Raw genomic sequence first — 15476 nt, forward strand, 5'->3', positions numbered from 1 at the left:
CGGCGGTGCATTCACGTCATCGAGGTCGTCAGCACGCGGGCGACCTTGCTGCGGCTGAAGCCATCCATCAGCAGTTCGAACGCGAGCAGATCCAACGCTGCATGGCGGCGATGGTCGATCTCCAGCCCGTTCTCGGCCACCAGGTGACTGACCAGCTCGTAGGCGTCCTGCCAGACATCCAGATGGGCCTGGCTGGGGATGTAGGCACTGCCAGGCTCACCGACGCCGAGCCCGCTGACCCCGTACAGCAGCTCGCGTGCGTCCAGCTTGGCCGCATCGGCGATGCGGAACAGCTGTTCGGCTTTCACGTGCGAGGCGCTCACGTGGTCGTTGAGCCAGTTGCTGATGGTTGCTGTCGTTGATTTGGCGGCGCGTGCCAGATCGGCCGGGCGTGGGTGCCCGGCTTTCTTCATGGCTGCCGCGAGTCGTTGGCCGAGAGTATTCATCTATGCAAGCCAGCTTAACGCGTGGATTGCGAAGAAGCCTTGTCGCAAGAATCAGTCTGGTTAACAGAAGGACCGACCGTGACCGAATTCTGGAGCAAGCGGCAGGTGCGCACCCGGCTGGGATTCCAGACCGATGCCGAACTGGCCCGCTTCTTTGGCATCAGCCGTTCCGCAGTGTCGCAATGGCCGAAAGATTTCCCGATTCCGGCCCTGCGGCAGTACATCCTGCATCAGCGCTATCCGAACCTGTTCCCCACGACAGAAGCGTCGGCGGGCGAATCCATCTGACTTGCGCCGCCTTTTGTCGCATTTAGCACGCTAAGTGCAATTTGCTAAGTATGCTTAGCAAAATAGGCATGATCGATCGATCTGAGGGTCACAATCGGCGCCATCTACTGGAGGCATCGGTCCATGGTTCCCGCGGCCTGTCGGCTTCACCCCATCCGGGGGCCCCGGGGTCCCGTATGTAGTTTCGTGAACGATTAATAATTTCAATCGCTAAAGTCGCCGCATGTAATTGACCTGTCGTGAAATCTATGACTAATTGGAGTCAACCAGGCGTGAAGCCTGGGAGTCTTTCAGTAGCACGCAAGTGAGTCGGTAGACCGTCAACAATGCAGAACAAGTCCAACGGAGGTCGTATGGAATACGGCATGCATGGCTTGGCTGAACGGGTACGCCGCGAACTGGAAGCCAGTTACCACAAACACGGATGCGGTCCGGCGTTCTGGGATACCTACCAGCAGGTGCTGGACCGTCTGGTCCCGCAGGGGACCGAGCGTACCGAAGTCACCAACGAAATGGCGCTGATCATCGAACAGCTGGGCATCGTCCGGCGTGCGCAGCTTGTGCCGCCGCACGCCAGCGGGTCGCGTTGATTCAGAGCAGGCGCCAGGCGCCGCAGGCAAGCAGCGCCAGCAACAAGGACAGCAGCGCCAACGTCCGGGGTCGCCACAGGCGCTTCGGTTGTCCGGCCATTGTCTGCGGACTGCAGTAGCGCACCAGCGCCGGACCGAAACCGGCCCGGTGCTGCTGTTGTGCGCAGGCCTCCAGGCAGGCACCGCAGGCCAGGCAATCGGCTTGCGGTCCCTGTCGGATGTCCAGTTGCATCGGGCAGGCAATGACGCAGGCCGCGCAATCGGTGCAATCACCCAGACGGTCGGCGCTGAAGGTCGGCATCGGTCCAGCCAGCAGCGGATGCGCGGCGCGGAATACGTAGTCCTGCGCAGTGGTCGGGTCGAGCAGGCCGCGGCCACGGCCCAGCACCCCGCCAAGCCCGGATGGACGTGGCCCGCGCGGCTCACCGCGACGGGCGTCGTACAGCATGCGCGGCGTATGCGGATCGGTCAGCAGTGGTTGCATGCGTGCGAACGGGCACAGCGAACGGCAGACCTGCTCGCGCAGGAAACCGGCGTTTCCCCAAGTGGCAGCGGCATAGAACAGTACCCAGAACGTTTCCCAGCCGCTCCAGCCAGCGTTTGGCGCGGCGGCCAGCAAGCCGGTGATCGGGCTGAACAGGCCGACGAAGGTAATGCCGGTCCACACTGACAGCAGTCCCCAGGCCAGCTGGGTGACCGGGCGTACAGCAGGTGCCGGCAGCATGCGGGCCGCGCTGCGGGCGATCCAGTCGAAGGCGAGCCGCCACAGCGTCTGCGGGCAGGCATGGCCGCACCAGATGCGTCCGGCGAGGTGGGTAAGCAGCGCCAGGCCGACGGCCAGTACCGCCAGCAGGCCGATCAGTACGCCGACGTCGCCGGGCCACAGGGTCCAGCCGAACAGGTCGAATCGCCGCGCGTTGATGTCCAGCAGCAGCGCCTGGCGGCCCTCCCAGCGCAGCCACGGCAGTGCGTAGAACAGCGCCAGCAGGGCGGCGCTGAGCGTGCCGCGCCAGTGCCAGGGACGGGGAGTCCGGGTACATGACGTGCTCATCCCAGCGGCAGCTCGTCGTCGTCATCGCTCGGCATGGGCCGCTGCAGGTACCAGGTGACCGCGCTGGACAGTGCCGTCACCGACCAGAACATGAAGAATCCCGCCGTGTAACCCAGTTCGCGGCTGATTGCGGTGCCCGGGAAACTGATGGCCTGCAGGCGCAATGGATCGACGAAGGCGAAGAACACCACGCTGGCCACGCCGGCGGCGATGAAGCTGGGCCAGAGGATGGCGCCCCACTGCTGGATCAGCCGCTGGCGGCGGTTGGGAGAAGGTCTGTTCATGCTGTCCCGGATCGAAAAGTGGGCGGCGCGTATACTTCGCCAGGGTCGGCGCCGCATCCGCAGGGCATGCTTCCTGCAAGCGTGCCAGCCTAGGCGCAGCGGACTGCGCCGACATTGATCTGGATCAACGGTGGTGATGGCCGGCTGCGGCACACTGCCGGCACGCTTTGGGTACCCCGATGAACGCAACACCGCCGCCTGTCCTCCCCGTCGCCTCGCCCGAGTTGTGCACCGAGCAGGAAGTGACCCGCCTGGTTCACGACTTCTATGCGCGCGTGCGCGAGGAAGAGCGGCTGGGGCCGGTGTTCGGCGCGCACGTCCACGATTGGCCCGAGCACCTGGCGCAGCTGGTCGACTTCTGGTCGGCGATGCTGCGCGGCACCCGCCGGTTCAAGGGCTCGCCGATGTCCAAGCACATGGCCATCGAGCTGGACAAGGACCTGTTCGACCGCTGGCTGGTGCTGTTCCGGATCACCACCGCCGAATGCAACAACCCGCCGATGCAGGAGCTGGCCAACGACGTGGCCGCGCGCATCGGTGACACCTTCTGGAAGCGCTACCAGATGCTGCGCTGGCCGCAGGTCGGCCTGCCGGTGCTGGGGATCCCCGGCAAGGATTGATCTGGGTCAAGGCGGCGCGGGCCGCCCGGCGCGATGCTGGCGGCATGGACACGTTCTCTCCCGCCGCCGGTGGCCTGGCCTGGACCTTCGACCCCGATCTTCTGCGCCGGCACGACCGGCCGGGCCCGCGCTACACCTCGTACCCGACCGCGCCGCATTTCCATGATGGCTTCGACGCGCCGGCGCTGCGCCAGGCGATCGCCGACAGCAACCAGCTGGCCCGCGCGCTGTCGTTGTACGTGCATGTGCCGTTCTGTTCCAGCCCCTGCTTCTACTGCGGCTGCAACCGGGTGATCACCCGTGATCGCGGTCGTGGCCACAGCTACGTCTCACGCGTGCTGGCCGAGGCCGACCTGCTGGCGCCGCAGTTCGATGACGGCCGTGAAGTGATCCAGCTGCACCTGGGCGGTGGTACGCCGAACTTCCTCGATGCCGAAGCGATGACCACGCTGGTGGAAGGATTGCGCCGGCGCTTCGATTTCAGTGATTCGCCGCAGCGCGATTTCTCGATCGAACTCGATCCGCGCTTCATCGACACCCGCGACGTCGCCATGCTGGCGCGGCTGGGGTTCAACCGGGCCAGCCTGGGCGTGCAGGATTTCGATCCGCAGGTGCAGGAATCGATCAACCGCGTGCAGGGCGTGCAGCAGACGCTGGACATCCTGCGCGCCTGCCGCGACAGCGGCATGCGTTCGGTCAACGTCGATCTGATCTATGGGTTGCCGGGACAGAGCCTGGAAGGCTTCGGTCGCACCCTCGAGCTGGTGCTGGCGCTGCGCCCGGACCGCCTGGCGGTCTACGGCTACGCGCACCTGCCGCATCTGTTCCGCGCGCAGAAGCAGATCGACGAAAGCCGCTTGCCGTCACCGGAAGACAAGCTGGCGCTGCTGGGCCTGGCGGTGGAGAGGCTCTCGTCGGCCGGCTACCAGTACATCGGCATGGATCACTTTGCGTTGCCGGAAGAGGATCTGTCGCGCGCACAACGCGCCGGCCAGCTGCATCGCAACTTCATGGGCTATACCACCCACGCCGATACCGATCTGCTCGGCCTGGGCGTGAGTGCGATCAGCCACATCGGTGCCACCTACAGCCAGAATCCGCGCGACCTGCCGTCGTGGGAGGATGCGGTGGACCAGGGCCAGCTGCCGGTCTGGCGCGGCGTGGCGTTGAGTGCCGACGACCAGTTGCGCGCGGAACTGATCCAGCAGCTGATGTGCCAGGGCGAAGTGGATGGCACGGTGCTGGGCCAGCGTCACGGCGTGGATTTCGAGCAGTACTTTGCCGAGGACCTGCGTTCGGTACAGCGGCTGCAGGAAGACGGCCTGGCCGAATACCGCGATGGCGTGGTGCGTGCCAGTGAACCCGGGCGACCGCTGCTGCGGTTGCTGGCGATGTGCTTTGACCCGTATCTGCGTGCAGCACATGAGCAACCGCGTTACTCGCGGGCGATCTGATTCAGGGGGCAACGTGCTGGCGACGCCAGTCTAGCCGCCACTCCTCTTCTCGTCATCGGCCCAACGTAGGACCTCGGACCTCTTCCACTTTTCTCGTTTCCGATCTGGAGTGGGGCAGGGAAGCTGGGGCGGCAAGCCAACCTTTCGAGGAAGCCCCGCCCATTGGGCCTTGCCTCCGGCGTCGTCAGGCCCAATAGGACTGCACAGGAATCTGCACTGAGCCAGCGCTCGCCCTCGATCATCGCGGCCAGGACTGTAATTGACGGGCCCGGAACAGTAGGTTCGATCATGGCGCCTCCTCAGCCGAGCTCAAGATGCTGGAAGCTGCGCCGGGCTTGCGCGGGTGCGACGGGTACTCAAGCCACTGCAGTACCTCGGCCATTTCCTGGATGGTCTGTTCGAACGAGTCTCCAGGCGCCACGGAATGTGCGACCTCTGGCCATTCCTGCGCCATCATCTGTGCCGATGCACGGGCTTGGTTGATCTTGGCTCCGTCGGCAGCGGCGAAGATCCCAAACCTGATTGCGCGCCGGATAGGCAACCATATCCTCTACAGCGAGAACCTGGAGACGGAGATAGTCACGTTCGAGGTCGGGCTGGATGCCCTGAACTGCATGCCGGGCGACGTGATCCAGGTGGCCGACGCCAACCGCGCCGGCCGCCGGAACTCCGGCCGGATCAGTGTCGCCAGTGGGAATAGCCTTACGCTGGACGTGGTGCCGCCCACGATGGAGGTCGGAGACCTGCTGCGCGCCACGCCGCCGAACGAGCGGCGAGCGGGAGACTTCCACATGACGAGCGACAACCGGATCTTCATTTCCCGGCTGCAGACGGTTCAGCAGACCATGATCTCCAACATGTTCCCGGTGGTCGGCGCGACAAATGGGGCAGCAGAATGCCACGATCTTCATCGTGGACCTGACCGAGGTGCCGCTGGGGTTCGGGTGAGGGTAGCCCCTCACTCCGCCGCAACGGACGCTGCGGCCAGATGGCATCCATACGCTATCCCGCCCAGATCACCGCTGCCTACCTACATGGCCAATGGATCACGCTTCGAAGTCAGGGAGCCTAACCGCCAACTTTTCCTACCACCGAGTAAAGTGGCTCTAGGACCCATTCGTACAGTCGCCTGCGCTCTCCCATAATGTCCGCCTCCAAGCGCATTCCCGGACGCAGCGCTTCTGGTGTCCCATACGCCAGAACACTTTGCTTATCCAAGGAAACAAGCACCCGGTAGACGGGTTCTCCCCCTTCCCCTTTGGAACTGGCAGCTGCAATTGCACTTCGAGAAACACGAATGACCGTACCTTCGTGACTACCAAATTTCTGATATGGATAGGCCAAGTAACGCAAGAGCACGCGATCGCCGGGCTTGACGAATCCAATTGCGGCGCTCGGGACCAACAATTGTGCGCGCAACTGTGATCCTTCAGGCAGCAGACTAAGAATCGGCTGGCCGACTTGCACCGCCTGTCCCGCTTCTACCAACCTACTGGCAACGAGACCAGAGACCGGAGCACGCAGCAGCAACTCGCCGCTGGCCTCGGCCTGAACGGACTCCTGGTTGAGCGTCGCCAAGTCACGTTCGCTTGTAGCCCGGGCAGCACGCCGCTGCTCGGGGAGTTCCGCAAGCGACTGGTCCAGTTGAGCTAGCGTCCGGCGCATCGACGTTGCTTGACGCTGTAGAGACTGCTGTGCATTGAGCATGTCCAGCATCGATTGCTCCTGCTGACCAAGTTGTATCAGGCTGACATAACGTTGATCGACGACTTGGCGGAAGCGCTGAACGGTTTCCTGGCCAATGCGCACCTGCTCCCCACGAGTGTGGATTTCGCCTTCGATTTGCTTTAACTCGCTACGCAATGCGTCGCGTTGCTGCTCAATACCACGCTGCTGAACCTGCAATTGTCTATCCTGCGCGTCCTGAAGCGTGCCCAGGCTCACGGCCCGAGTTTCTTGCCCATCACGCATGACCTTAAGTGCATCGTCGCCAGCTGCAGTGACTCGCGGCACGTTGATCAAGAGCAGTGCGGCCTGCTGTTGGACGTGGTCGCCTTCTTCTGCATGCAGAGTGGCGACAACACCTGCAGAAGGTGCTACCACGGTGGATAAGCCGAGATCCGGAATCAGCTCACCTTCCACCCTGGAACGTCGGGTGTACTCTCCAAAGGTGAAGAAGCCCAGCACGACGGCAGCAGAGGTGGCCGCCAAGGCTGCGAGCACCCACAACCTTATGGGCTGAGCAAGTGAGATGCTTCCAAGCCAATTTCCTCGCTTCGCTTCAAGGACTTCCCGGCGAAACAGCCCGTTCATGCAAGCACTTCAGTGGTCACTGACTGTTCGCACTCTCGGCTTGTCGAAGAGCACAGTTCGCGAACAATAGCGCCGGCATGCATGACCAGCACTCGATCGGCGCTGGCAATCGTCTCCGGACGATGCGCGATGATGACGCGCGTCAGGTCGAGCTGACGCACCGCATCGTTGACCAGGCGTTCGCGCTCCACGTCAAGGTGGCTGGTGGCCTCGTCCAAGAACAATAGCTGGGGTTTCCGGTACAAGGCTCGCGCCAGGATCACCCGTTGCTTCTGTCCACCAGACAAGGAGGTGCCCATATCAGCAATCAAGCTGTTGTATCCCATAGGCATTGCTGCTATGTCGTCATGAACCGCTGCGAGTCTGGCAGCTTCCATGATGCGATCTTCGTCTACGTTTTCGTTCTCAAAGCTGATGTTATCGCTGATGCTTCCTGCAAAGAGTTGATCGTCCTGCATTACGGCCCCAATGACGCGACGATAGTGCTCCATTCCTATTTTATGCATGGGAATACCTCCTATCCGGATCTGCCCTTCGGTTGGCGTTAGCAGCCCAAGCAACAGCTTCAGTAGTGTGGTCTTCCCGCACCCAGATGCTCCAATAATCGCCACCGACTCTCCGGGGCCGATCGTCAGGTTGCAATTGCGGAGTACCCAGGGCTCTCCCGATGCGTATCGAAAGCCCAGGCCTTCCACCTCTATGCGTAGCTCCGCAGGCAAGTCCTGTCCGCAAGACCGCTCTCCGGTAGCTTCAGGCTCGGTCAGTACAATGTCAGACAAGCGCTCTCCATGCAGTCGCAGCATTCGGAATTCCATCCATTTGTCGATCAGACCGCCAATCCTTTGAGCAAACTGGTCCTTATAGGCAAGGTAGGCGATGAGCATGCCAACAGAGAAAATGTTCTGCATCGCCAAGACTGCGCCGATCCAGACGACCGCGATACGCTCCATGCCAAAAATGAGCTGACTGGTGCTGTTGAACGCCAGCCCAAATCGCGCGAGCCAAACATCGCGATTGATCGTTTCATTCATCAGGTTGTAGTAGCCCGAGCTACGTAGCGTTTCTCTGCCTGCAATCTTGATGGACTGCACACCGCGAATTGACTCCATTAGATGACTTTGCTGATGGGCCGATGCGATCAGTTGCCGCTCAGTGCCGTTGCGAAACGCGCGAAATGCCAAGGCGCGTGCAGACAGGTAGAGGCCGACGGCGAGCAGCGTCACCAAGGCAAGCTTCCAGCTGTAAAGTAGCATCATGCCAAGCGTAACGATTGCCATGACGCCATCAATCAATGCTTCCACAAAGCTTGTCGTAAGGGTTCGTTGGATGGCCTGCACGCTGCCCATGCGTGAGGTGATATCACCCAGGTGACGCTTCTCGTAAAAATCAACTGGGAGCCGAATCAGATGGCTAAACACGTTTCCTGTCCATTGCAGGCCGAGCCGATTGGAGAGATGGATGACAGCCCACCCCCGCACCACTCCAATACCGATCTGCAGTAGCAGTGCAAACCCAAACCCGATGCCGAGGACCGTCAGCAGATCACGATCGGCCGCGATCAACACCTGATCGACGACCCACTGCATGAAGAATGGGGCCAGCAGCACAAAGACCTGCAACGCCAGCGATAGAAGAAGAATGAGTCCAAGTGCACGCCATAGACCACTGACTCTGCCGGTCAATTGTGAGATTGCGATCGCGGGTGGCGGCGCAGATGGACGCATATCAGCACCAGGGCTGAGCTCCAAAGCAATTCCCGTGAAGTGCTGCGAAAAATCAGCCAAGGCCAGAACGCGTTTTCCAAGTGCCGGATCAAGGACCGTAACGTGGCGCTTGTGGACGCGCGTGAGCACAACGAAGTGATTGAGGTCCCAATGCAGAATGCACGGGAGCTTCAGTTCTGCCAAATGCTCCAAATCCAATCGCAGTGGACGGCACATGAAACCCATCTTCGCGGCGATGTCCATCAGCTGCGAAAGCGTTGCGCCTTTGAGAGATAGCGAATGCTGCCGGCGAAGCTCACGTAGACCTATGCGATTGCCATGGTGGGAGGCGACCATGGCCAAGCAAGCAAGGCCGCACTCCGCAGCTTCGGATTGCACAATGGCGTCCATGCGTGCTCCGTCTTTATTTCGGTTTTGCGAGTGAGGCGTGACTGCCGCAGGCGTCACCGTTATAACTCGGAATGAACGATGCCTCGCACCTGATCATCTATCCATCGCGGCGCGTGTGATCGCTACTCCCTTGTGCTGGAGGGTCCTGCAATTTATATCAGGATGATTGCGCTTTTGCAGGACACATTTCCGATGATGAGGTTGCTGCATCTCTCTTCGCCATATCTTTCCCGACATGGTACGCGCCGACCAGTGCCAAAAATCCCAAGCAAAGTGCCGCATAAATGGTGATAGCTTTGCGATCCTTTAGGCCAATGAAAGCTACGCAAAGGAAAGCACCGATAAAGAAAGTGGCGCTGACGGATAAGCCCAAAATGATCAGCGCAAAAACACTCAATATCGCTATCTCGCGATGCGCACTTGATCCTGCAGAGAGAGGGGCCTCTTTCATGGTGTCTCCAGTGGTGTGCTTACGCCTCATAGCGTCAGCGCCCTCGAAAAGGCGCTGACGTTTTTTTTGCAAAGTACTACTGGTTAAGCCAAATTAGCGAGCAGGGCACTGGAGAGCGTCACGCGCCGCCATATCTTTCCCTACCTGATAGGCAAAGGCCAATACTGCGCCAACGGTGCCGGCTACTACCAGCGGGTTGCCGCCGGAAACTTGCTCGACTTCATTCATGTCGAGTTCGATAACTTCATTGTTCATGGGCACGTCCTTTTGATGTGGGGTCACTGGATGATTAGCATTGATTGTTTGCGTAGTAACCGAGCAGAAGCATTGCGCCTACTACCGGGGACGCCACGAACGTCCCTGCGATAATCGTCTTTGTCGTACTTCCCATTCCGCCGGAAACGCTTAGAACCTGTTCATTCGTCAACGTATGCATTGCTTCACTCTCCTGTGTTGGCGCAATTCCCTGCGCCTGGGTGTCGGGGCTTCCGACGACTCCTTGCTCCGTCTCATTCTTGCGCAATGCTACCCAAGGGCTGATTTATCAATCTAGCGAAGGGTTGGCTTGGATTGGAGGTAAACATGGGGGGGGCTTGGAGTCAAGTGTTTTCTTAGGTGTTCCGGGTTTCGATCTGGAGATGGAGATGGAGATGGAGATGGAGATGGGGATGGAGAGGAAGGGGCTGTGCTTGGCAAGAATTTTTTGTGCCTCGCCCTTTGTGCGATGCAACGCTGGTCTTGGCAGTCCTCGCTTTGTATCCGCAATGGGGAGTGGAAGTTGTGGGCATCGTTTTTTTTGCAATTTGTTGCAGTTGTTGGCTCAAGTGACATCTACAACTGGTGTTTGCCCGGTTTGCCGTTGGGGGCCTAACTCCCGGGATCGGCGTTATCGGCTTGTCGTTCCCTTGGTGGTCCTGTCAGAGGTGAGCGGCAATCTCCCTGCATTGGTTAGGAACCCAATCGAGCTAGACAGATTTTCCCTGGTGACACCGTCTTGCCACCTCCATTTCCGCGCACCCGTAACGGTCTAGCTGCGTGTCTGGTTGTTTGCCTGCACCTGGGAGGCCGGATGGGATGTGGTCATCCCCCCAACTGCGGGCGATCTCAGAAGCTGGCTCGTGGTAGTAGAGCATCAAAGACTTGAGGTCTCGATGTTCGGTGATTCTGGCCAGCTGCAGGATGTCGAGCTTCTTCGATAGCCTCCAGATAGCCTCTGCACGGCTGTCGTGGAAATGCACTTCCCGATCGCCCGCTGAGTCGCGGACCTTCCGCCAGAGCGCATCACGAACGCCTGACGTGATCTGGAGATGGGCCCGAAGCCGAGGGGTAGTGTCTTCAGAGACTCGCAGGCCCGCCGACTAAGCGGTACGTCTCTCGCGTCGCCGTTCTTGCTAAGCTGGAGATACGCGTCGTGACCGGCCTTTCTGCTGCTGTGGCCAGCGAACGTCCGACATGGCGCTTTACTTGATCCACTTCCATTCCCGGGGCGTAGTCTCGAACACAGGCCGCATCAGGTTCATTTCACGAGCAACCGTCCCCGGCTTGACCTGCCTAAGCCTGGTATCTCGCCAAGCGATGATGTCCGAACTGTCGACTACCGCGATGCGCCGGTCCAAGAGCGGCAGAGATCTCCCAAGTCGCGATGCGGACCGACTCCCATCGCTCGCCAGTTCTCTTGGGCGCTTTCTCCTTGACTTAGTGGCGCATGGCTTCGCGCAGAGATTTGTCCGGAAGCTTCCCACCTCGCAGCTCGGCCTCTCGTTCTAAAGCCCACTTGGCAGCTTCCTGCTTCGTGTGCTTTGTAGTGGAGTCACGAACGCCGACGATACACACCAGCACGTGCCACTTGTTCCCTGATCGTTGGATGCTGGCCATGGCTGCATCATATGGGGAAAATTTGGGGAGAGTGGCCGGGCAAGTCCGGGCGAATCGTGGTGATCGCGAAGAACTCGATCAACCTAAGTGCCTGATTGCGTGCCGATTCGGGGTGAATCGTAGCGAACACGTAGGCTCCCCAAAACATGCGCTGGTGCCCGGAGCCGGAATCGAACCGGCATGGGGTTGCCCCCGGCGGATTTTAAGTCCGATGCGTCTACCAGTTTCGCCATCCGGGCCTGCAGCGCGGCGCCGATTGTAGCCCACCTGCGGTTCCGCAACCGGATTGCATCATGGCCGCGGCGTGCTTAACTGTCGATCGCATTCATGTCATAGTCCCTGCCATCGTTCCCAGGGGGGGAGCCACCTGATGTCGCTGCACGCGATTGCCTATGCCAGTGAGGCCCGCGCCGATCTGCAGACAACCGATCTTGACCGCCTGCTGGCCGACGCCACGGCATTCAATCGTGTGGCCGGTGTCACCGGTGTGCTGATGTTCGACGGAGCGCGCTTCCTGCAGTATCTCGAGGGCCCGGAGGACGGCATCGATTCGGTGTTCCAGCGCATCCTCAATGCGCGCAGCCACGGGCAGCTGAAAGTGTTGTGCCGTGCCCCCGTGGTGCAGCGCGCATTTCCGCGCTGGTCGATGGGCACGCGGCGGATCGAACCGGAGCTGCTGGCACAGATCGTCGACGCCGCGTGGCCCGGCTTCCTGCTTGGCAGCGGTGGATTCGAGCGCCTGCTGCAGGCCTGGACCGGCGCCGACGGCGAACTGGAACCGGCCGCGGTGGCGTTGGGGTCCTGAGCCCGCCTTGGCGGCAGGGCGCCGGGGCCGGTAGGCTGTAGCCTTTCTGGCGCAGGTTTTCCGGAGTGGTGCAGCAGATGAGTGTGTTGGCCGAGGCCATGGCAGCGTATGTGCGATCGCATCCGTTGCGCGGGATGTGCCGATGAGTGCGCCGGTAGCGGCGGCCAGCGCACCCCGGTTTGCGGTGATCGGCCTGGGCTACGTCGGCCTGCCGTTGGCGGTGGCGTTTGGCCGGCAGTGGCCGACGTTGGGTTTCGATATCGATGCCGGTCGCATCGCCGAGCTGCGCAACGGCCAGGACCACACGCTGGAAATGGAATCCGACGAGCTGGCCAGTGCGCAGCTGCTGCAGTACGGCAGCGATCCGGCACTGCTCGATGCCTGCAACGTCTACATCGTCACCGTGCCGACCCCGATCGATGCTTACGAGCAGCCCGACCTGGAGCCCCTGCGTTCGGCGACACGGCTGATTGCCAGTCATCTTCGCGCCGGCGACCTGGTGATCTACGAGTCCACGGTCTACCCCGGTACCACCGAGGAAGTGTGCGTGCCGCTGCTGGAGCAGGGTTCGGGCCTGCGCTTCAACGAAGACTTCTATTGCGGCTACAGCCCGGAACGGGTCAGCCCCGGCGACCGCCAGCGGCGCCTGGCCGACATCCGCAAGATCACTTCCGGCTCGACACCGGAAGTTGCTGCGGTGATTGATGGTCTGTACCAGCGCATCATCGCCGCCGGTACCTTCCCGGCACCGTCGATGCGGGTGGCCGAAGCGGCCAAGGTGGTCGAGAACATCCAGCGCGACGTCAACATTGCGCTGGTCAACGAGCTGGCCCTGATCTTCGACAGGCTGGGCATCGATACCCAGGACGTACTGGACGCCGCCGGCAGCAAGTGGAATTTCCTGCCGTTCCGGCCGGGGCTGGTCGGCGGCCATTGCATCGGCGTGGACCCGTACTATCTGCTGCACAAGTCCGAGAGCGTGGGCTATCACCCGGACCTGATCCACACCGCACGACAGGTCAACAACCGCGTCGGCGAGCACGTGGCGGCGCGGGTGCTGGCGATGCTGGCCGAGCGTGGCCGTGCGCCGGCGGACGCACGCATCCTGGTGCTGGGCGTGACCTTCAAGGAGGATTGCCCGGACCTGCGCAACAGCCGCGCGCTGGAACTGGCGCAACGCCTGCGTGATGCCGGTGCGCAGGTGGAGGTCAGCGACCCCTGGGTCGGCCCGGCGGCGTTGACCGGCGAGGGCCTGGATTGGCTGGCCGATCCCGGGGCGGGGTGCTATGACGCGGTGGTGCTGGCAGTGGCCCACGCCCGTTTCAAGGCGATGGATGAATCCGCAATCCGGGGGCTGCTGGCGCCGGGAGGCCTGGTCTACGACGTGAAATCGGCCTGGCCGCGCAACGTGGTTGACGATCGCTTGTAAGCCTTGGCAGCGGGCGGCGCGGTAGACTCGGGGGCAGTTGCAACCGAGGAAAGCCATGCACCGGTATATCGTCTACCTGCTCGCCATCCTGATGTTCCCGATATGCCTGTGGCTGGCCACGATCTGGCCGGCCTGGTACTGGGGCGTCGGCCTGACTGCCGCGATGGTGGCGCTGGGGACCTGGGACCTGCTGCAGAAGCGCAGCACGCTGCGCCGCAACTATCCGGTGATGGCGCACTTCCGCTACGGGCTGGAATCGATCGGCCCGGAGATCCGCCAGTACTTCGTGCAGAGCGACCTGGAAGACGTGCCGTTCTCGCGCCAGCAGCGTGCACTGATCTACCAGCGCGCCAAGAACGAGATGGACACGGTGCCGTTCGGCACCCTGCGCAGCACCTATGCGGTGGATTACGAGTGGATCAACCATTCGCTGGCACCGACCGCCATCGCCAAGCATGACTTCCGTGTGTTGATCGGCCCGAACTGTGCCAAGCCCTATTCGGCCAGCGTGTTCAACATCTCGGCGATGAGCTTCGGTTCGCTGTCGGCCAATGCCATCCGCGCGCTGAACGAAGGCGCACGCCGCGGTGGCTTCTATCACGACACCGGCGAAGGTTCGATCTCGCCCTACCACCGCGAGATGGGCGGCGACCTGGTGTGGGAGATCGGCTCGGGCTACTTCGGTTGCCGTGACGAGAAGGGCGGTTTCAGCGAGGAACGCTTCGTTGCCAATGCCACCCATGATCAGGTCAAGATGATCGAGATCAAGCTGTCGCAGGGCGCCAAGCCCGGCCACGGTGGCGTGCTGCCGGCGCCAAAGGTGACCGCCGAGATCTCGGTGACGCGTGGCGTGCCGATGGGTGTGGACTGCGTGTCACCCTCGCGTCACTCGGCGTTCTCGACGCCGGTCGAGCTGCTGCAGTTCGTTGCACGCCTGCGCGAGCTGTCCGGTGGCAAGCCGGTCGGTTTCAAGCTGGCCATCGGCCACCCGTGGGAGTGGTTCGGCATTGCCAAGGCGATGCAGGAAACCGGGCTGCTGCCGGACTTCATCGTGGTCGACGGCGCCGAGGGTGGCACGGGTGCGGCACCGGCGGAGTTCGTCGACCATGTCGGCGTGCCGATGCACGAAGCGCTGCTGTTGGTGCACAACACCCTGGTCGGCCTGGATCTGCGCGATCGCATCCGCATCGGTGCGGCCGGCAAGATCACCAGCGCGTTCGACATCGCGCGGACCATCGCGCTGGGGGCTGACTGGTGCAATGCCGGCCGAGGCTTCATGTTCGCGCTGGGCTGCATCCAATCACTGAGCTGCCATACCGACAAGTGCCCGACCGGCATCGCGACCCAGGACCCTGCACGCTGGAAGCATCTGGATGCACCGGACAAGGCCACCCGTGTGTACAGCTACCACGAGCACACGCTGCACGCCCTGAAGGAGCTGCTGTGTGCGGCGGGCCTGAACGATCCTGCCGAGCTGGGGCCGGAGCACATCCTGCGCCGCGTCTCACCGGTGGAAATCCGTTCGCTGGCCTCGTTGTATCGCTACCTGGAACCAGGCGAACTGCTGCACAAGGTGCCCGACCATGCGGTGTTCCATGCGTTCTGGGCCGATGCACGCAGCGACTCGTTCCAGCCGCCGCCGAAGATCCAGGCGCTGCGCGCCAGCAAGTCGCGGTAACCGTTGCTGTAGCGTCGAGCCCTGCTCGACTGCCTTTCAATCAGGCATCGCGCTGTTGGAACGAAGAACAGCCGAGCA

Annotated in this window: 15 protein-coding genes and 1 tRNA gene; 8 read left to right on the forward strand and 8 right to left on the reverse strand. The window is 61.8% G+C overall.

Annotated features, from left to right (window positions below; all coding sequences use genetic code 11):
- Positions 1–11: 11 nt before the first annotated feature.
- Positions 12–413 carry a transcriptional regulator gene (locus ACSYAO_RS07380; RefSeq protein ID WP_010486043.1) on the reverse strand — a complete coding sequence of 134 codons (402 nt, stop codon included), beginning with the start codon at positions 411–413 and terminating at the stop codon, positions 12–14.
- Positions 414–524: 111 nt separating this feature from the next.
- Between ACSYAO_RS07380 and ACSYAO_RS07385 the strand changes: the two genes are divergently transcribed.
- Together ACSYAO_RS07385 and ACSYAO_RS07390 are read left to right on the forward strand one after the other, a co-directional pair.
- Positions 525–734, forward strand: coding sequence for a hypothetical protein (locus ACSYAO_RS07385; RefSeq protein WP_032128930.1), 210 nt, complete (start codon positions 525–527; stop codon positions 732–734).
- A 353-nt stretch (positions 735–1087) separates the two neighbouring features.
- Entirely contained in the window at positions 1088–1324 is a 237-nt protein-coding gene (locus ACSYAO_RS07390) for a hypothetical protein (RefSeq protein WP_032128931.1), read from the forward strand.
- A 1-nt stretch (position 1325) separates the two neighbouring features.
- On the opposite strand, the gene ACSYAO_RS07395 is transcribed toward ACSYAO_RS07390, so the two are convergent.
- A complete protein-coding gene (locus ACSYAO_RS07395; RefSeq protein WP_197655524.1) occupies positions 1326–2375 on the reverse strand; it encodes a 4Fe-4S dicluster domain-containing protein in 1050 nt (349 codons plus the stop codon).
- The gene (locus tag ACSYAO_RS07400) at positions 2372–2659 is read right to left on the reverse strand and encodes a hypothetical protein (RefSeq protein ID WP_010486039.1); all 288 of its coding nucleotides are present in this window, start codon (positions 2657–2659) and stop codon (positions 2372–2374) included. The genes ACSYAO_RS07395 and ACSYAO_RS07400 overlap by 4 nt, the downstream gene beginning before the upstream one ends.
- Positions 2660–2838: 179 nt before the next feature.
- On the opposite strand from ACSYAO_RS07400, the gene ACSYAO_RS07405 reads away from it, so the two are divergent.
- From ACSYAO_RS07405 to ACSYAO_RS07415, 3 genes are all read left to right on the forward strand, one after another.
- Positions 2839–3279 carry a group III truncated hemoglobin gene (locus ACSYAO_RS07405; protein WP_049399954.1) on the forward strand — a complete coding sequence of 147 codons (441 nt, stop codon included), beginning with the start codon at positions 2839–2841 and terminating at the stop codon, positions 3277–3279.
- A gap of 44 nt (positions 3280–3323) precedes the next feature.
- Positions 3324–4733, forward strand: a complete 1410-nt coding sequence (hemN, locus tag ACSYAO_RS07410; protein ID WP_032128948.1) for an oxygen-independent coproporphyrinogen III oxidase — start codon at positions 3324–3326, stop codon at positions 4731–4733.
- Positions 4734–5122: 389 nt separating this feature from the next.
- Entirely contained in the window at positions 5123–5878 is a 756-nt protein-coding gene (locus ACSYAO_RS07415) for a phage tail protein (RefSeq protein ID WP_223224655.1), read from the forward strand.
- Here ACSYAO_RS07415 and ACSYAO_RS07420 read toward each other — a convergent pair.
- The 5 genes from ACSYAO_RS07420 to ACSYAO_RS07440 form a co-directional block, all read right to left on the reverse strand.
- Positions 5802–7046, reverse strand: a complete 1245-nt coding sequence (locus ACSYAO_RS07420) for an HlyD family secretion protein (protein ID WP_049461940.1) — start codon at positions 7044–7046, stop codon at positions 5802–5804. The genes ACSYAO_RS07415 and ACSYAO_RS07420 overlap by 77 nt on opposite strands.
- Positions 7043–9160, reverse strand: coding sequence for a peptidase domain-containing ABC transporter (locus ACSYAO_RS07425; protein WP_149908622.1), 2118 nt, complete (start codon positions 9158–9160; stop codon positions 7043–7045). The genes ACSYAO_RS07420 and ACSYAO_RS07425 overlap by 4 nt, the downstream gene beginning before the upstream one ends.
- 157 nt (positions 9161–9317) lie before the next feature.
- The gene (locus tag ACSYAO_RS07430; protein ID WP_134950612.1) at positions 9318–9611 is read right to left on the reverse strand and encodes a hypothetical protein; all 294 of its coding nucleotides are present in this window, start codon (positions 9609–9611) and stop codon (positions 9318–9320) included.
- Between the two features lie 93 nt (positions 9612–9704).
- Entirely contained in the window at positions 9705–9866 is a 162-nt protein-coding gene (locus ACSYAO_RS07435; protein ID WP_157805894.1) for a hypothetical protein, read from the reverse strand.
- 1772 nt (positions 9867–11638) lie between these two features.
- Positions 11639–11725: transfer RNA gene (locus ACSYAO_RS07440), tRNA-Leu, on the reverse strand.
- 131 nt (positions 11726–11856) lie between these two features.
- Between ACSYAO_RS07440 and ACSYAO_RS07445 the strand changes: the two genes are divergently transcribed.
- From ACSYAO_RS07445 to ACSYAO_RS07455, 3 genes are all read left to right on the forward strand, one after another.
- Positions 11857–12291, forward strand: a complete 435-nt coding sequence (locus ACSYAO_RS07445; protein ID WP_032128935.1) for a BLUF domain-containing protein — start codon at positions 11857–11859, stop codon at positions 12289–12291.
- A gap of 142 nt (positions 12292–12433) precedes the next feature.
- Positions 12434–13720, forward strand: coding sequence for a nucleotide sugar dehydrogenase (locus ACSYAO_RS07450; RefSeq protein ID WP_032128936.1), 1287 nt, complete (start codon positions 12434–12436; stop codon positions 13718–13720).
- A 55-nt stretch (positions 13721–13775) separates the two neighbouring features.
- Complete coding sequence (locus ACSYAO_RS07455; protein ID WP_049420983.1) at positions 13776–15398, forward strand: FMN-binding glutamate synthase family protein; 1623 nt, start codon at positions 13776–13778, stop codon at positions 15396–15398.
- Positions 15399–15476: the final 78 nt, after the last annotated feature.

The sequence above is a fragment of the Stenotrophomonas sp. STK16_22 genome, assembly GCF_051984505.1.
Classification (GTDB): Bacteria; Pseudomonadota; Gammaproteobacteria; order Xanthomonadales; family Xanthomonadaceae; genus Stenotrophomonas; species Stenotrophomonas maltophilia_A.